Raw genomic sequence first — 3,367 nt, 5'->3', positions numbered from 1 at the left:
CAGCGACGAGTTGCAAGTGCGCCTCGTGCGCCTGGGCTACTCGATCAATGCCTGCCACGACCCGGTGATGATGCGTGTGACCGCCGCCACCCTGGGCCCGGAGCATGCGCTGATCGTCTGCTCGCTGACCGGCATCACCCCGGAGGTATTGGGTGTGGTGGCGCTGGCACGCAACTACGGCGCAAAAATCATCGCCATCACCCTGCCGGATTCACCGCTGGCGCAGTTGGCCGACGTGCTGCTGCCGCTGCAACCGGCCGAAACCAGTTTTATCTACAAGCCAACGGCGGCGCGCTACGGAATGCTGTTGGCCATCGATGTGCTCGCTACCGAGCTGGCCTTGGCCATGCCGGACGACAACCAGGAACGCCTGCGACGGATCAAGCTGGCCCTGGACGATTATCGCGGCGGCCCTGACAGCCTGCCGCTTGGAGATTGAGATGAAGTACCACACGCTGATCCGCCAGGCGCTGATCATTGATGGCAGCAACACCCCCGGCTATGTCGCCGATGTGGCAGTGCACGAGGGCCGTATCGAGAAGATCGGCGACCTGTCCCGGGACAGCGCCGAGCATGAAATCGACGCTGCCGGGCGCGTATTGGCGCCGGGGTTTATCGACGTGCACACCCACGACGACACGGTGGTGATCCGTCACCCGCAGATGCTGCCCAAGCTGAGCCAGGGCGTGACCACGGTGATTGTCGGCAACTGCGGCATCAGCGCCTCGCCCGTGAGCTTGCAGGCTGATCCGCCGGACCCGATGAACCTGCTGGGCACCGCCGAGGCCTTTGCCTACCCACGGTTCAGCGATTACCGCGCGGCGGTGGAAAACGCCCACCCGGCCGTCAATGTGGCGGCGCTGATCGGCCACACCGCGCTGCGCAGCAACCATATGGACGACCTGCACCGTACCGCCACGCCGGGTGAAATCACCGCGATGCGCGTGCAGTTGCAGGAGAGTCTGGCGGACGGTGCCCTGGGTTTATCCACCGGGCTTGCATACGCGAGCGCCTTCAACGCCGAGACCGATGAAGTGCTGCAGTTGAGTGAAGAACTGACGGCTTATGGCGCGGTGTACACCACCCATTTGCGCAGCGAATTCGAACCGGTGCTGGAGGCGATGGACGAGGCGTTTCAGATTGGCCGGCATGCCAAGGCGCCGGTGATCATTTCCCACCTCAAGTGCGCGGGCGCCGGTAACTGGGGGCGCAGTCCGCAGTTGTTGGCCTCGCTGGAACACGCGGCGAAGACCCATCCGGTGGGCTGCGATTGCTACCCGTATGCGGCCAGCTCTTCGACCCTGGACCTCAAGCAAGTCACCGATGCCTTTCGCATCACCATCACCTGGTCTACGCCGCATCCGGAAATGGGCGGGCGGGATCTGCAGGACATTGCCGCCGAGTGGGCGGTGCCGCTGATGGACGCCGCCCGCCGCCTGCAACCCGCCGGGGCGGTGTATTACGGCATGGACGAGACCGACGTGCAGCGCATCCTGGCGCATCCGCTGTCGATGATTGGCTCGGATGGTTTGCCGGAAGATCCGTTTCCTCATCCACGTCTGTGGGGCGCGTTTCCCCGGGTACTGGGGCATTTCAGCCGGGACCTTGGCTTGTTCCCGCTGCACACCGCCGTGCACAAGATGACTGGCTTGTCGGCAGCGCGCTTTGGCTTGGCCGAGCGCGGTGAAATCCGTGAAGGACACTGGGCCGATCTGGTGCTGTTTGATCCGTTGCGGGTGCGGGATGTGGCGGACTTCAAGGAGCCGCAGCGCGCGGCGGAAGGGATTGACGGTGTGTGGGTCAATGGCGTGCTCAGCTACAGAGACGGGCAGGCCAATGGGCAGCGGTCCGGACGATTCCTGGCGCGCAGTGGGGATTTGCGAAAGGGATTTGCGGCCGTATAGTGGCCGCTCTCAAATACGGAGCAATCGCCATGCACTTAGGAAAAGTCACCCCCATCTTGCGCAGTTTCGACGAGGCCAAAACGTTAGAGTTCTACGTCGACTTCCTGGGGTTCAAGGTCGATTGGCAGCACCGGTTTGAAGACAACTTTCCGCTGTACCTGCAGGTGTCGCTGGGGGACTGCGTGCTGCACTTGTCCGAGCACCATGGCGATTGCACGCCAGGTGCGGCGGTGCGGATTCAGGCTCAAGGGTTGGAAGCGTACCAGCAACAATTGCTGGCCAGGAATTACCGCAACGCCAAGCCCGGTATTGAAGACACGCCGTGGGGCAGCCGCGAGATGAGCATCAGCGACCCGTCTGGGAACCGGTTGGTGTTTGTTGAAGAAGTCAGCAGCTGAGGCTGCGCGCATAAATCGCAGGCAATAAAAAACCGCCTTAGTAGGGCGGTTTTTTATTGCAATCCCAGTTCGCGGCTGGGGTTGCGCCTCACCGGAAGCATTGACCTGCTGACCGGATACTACTGTCGGTTCAGGCATCACGCAAGGCCTGGTGACACTCGGTGTTTTCAGTTCTTTGAGATCTACGCTATTTAAGGACGACTGCAAAAACTGGCAATAAATTCTTGGAGCGTTACCGGTGGATTAGTTCTCCCAGGTCACACCTTTGAGCGGGATGTTGGTTAGTATCGCCCCCGTTCTGTGTATGTCGTTTGTAGGTGGGCTGGGTACGCGCGCGAATTTATGGACCGAACGCCACGGGCTAGTAATCCGTGCCGGATTCATGCGGGAGGACCCAAAGCCCGGCCGCCTCACTGGAAGCATTGACCTGCGTCCGAAGGCTCACGTGTTCCGGTAAGTGCGCTGGAGGTAGGCCCAACTGATGGAGGGCCGAGTATGTCCAAGTTTGCACGACGTACGTGGGACCTCGTAGTGAACTCCCTGCGTGTTTATCACGTGTGGAAATTCCTGCGGGACAGCTTTGATGACCGTTAAGGTCTGAGAAGTGGGCCGCCCCGGTTTCGACCGGGGCGGCTTTTTTGTACCTGGGATTTACACCCGGAAATGGCTGACCATCTGCTGCAACTGCCCGCCCAAACGCGCCAGTTCCACACTTGACTTGGCCGTCTCGTCACTGGCCGCTGCCGTCTGCTCCGACACGTCCCGCACATTCACGATACTGCGGCTGATCTCTTCCGCCACGGCACTCTGCTGCTCGGCGGCTGCGGCGATCTGCTGGTTCATCGACTGGATATTCGACACCGTACGGGTGATGTTTTCCAGTGACACACCGGCCTTGCGCGTCAGTTCGACGCTGCTGTCGGTGAGGCTGCGGCTGTTGTTCATCACGGCGGCCACTTGCTGGGTGCCGTTCTGCAAACCGGCCACCAGGCCTTCGATTTCTTCGGTGGATTTCTGGGTGCGCTGGGCCAGGCCGCGCACCTCATCGGCGACCACCGCAAAACC

Annotated in this window: 4 protein-coding genes; 3 read left to right on the top strand and 1 reads right to left on the bottom strand. The window is 61.5% G+C overall.

Going from position 1 to position 3,367, the window contains the following annotated elements:
* From HX846_RS32835 to HX846_RS32825, 3 genes are all read left to right on the top strand, one after another.
* Positions 1-439, top strand: a 439-nt coding sequence (locus tag HX846_RS32835; RefSeq protein WP_178967014.1) for a MurR/RpiR family transcriptional regulator, incomplete at its 5' end; no start/stop codon positions are given.
* 1 nt (position 440) lies between these two features.
* The gene (locus HX846_RS32830; protein WP_178967013.1) at positions 441-1,904 is read left to right on the top strand and encodes an amidohydrolase family protein; all 1,464 of its coding nucleotides are present in this window, start codon (positions 441-443) and stop codon (positions 1,902-1,904) included.
* 29 nt (positions 1,905-1,933) lie between these two features.
* On the top strand, positions 1,934-2,302 hold the full coding sequence (locus HX846_RS32825; protein ID WP_177021603.1) for a glyoxalase superfamily protein: 369 nt from the start codon (positions 1,934-1,936) through the stop codon (positions 2,300-2,302).
* 651 nt (positions 2,303-2,953) lie between these two features.
* On the opposite strand, the gene HX846_RS32820 is transcribed toward HX846_RS32825, so the two are convergent.
* A partial coding sequence (locus HX846_RS32820; protein ID WP_256740212.1) for a methyl-accepting chemotaxis protein occupies positions 2,954-3,367 on the bottom strand: 414 nt, incomplete at its 5' end.

It is taken from the genome of Pseudomonas sp. K5002, assembly GCF_013386655.1.
Lineage (GTDB): Bacteria > Pseudomonadota > Gammaproteobacteria > Pseudomonadales > Pseudomonadaceae > Aquipseudomonas.
The sequence above is the reverse complement of the archived record's forward strand: the minus strand, read 5'-3'. Positions and strand labels throughout refer to the sequence as shown.

Coding starts and splice junctions, on each gene's coding strand:
- HX846_RS32830 (WP_178967013.1), top strand. CDS start 441: ATGAAGTACCACACGCTGATCCGCCAGGCGCTGATCATTGATGGCAGC.
- HX846_RS32825 (WP_177021603.1), top strand. CDS start 1,934: ATGCACTTAGGAAAAGTCACCCCCATCTTGCGCAGTTTCGACGAGGCC.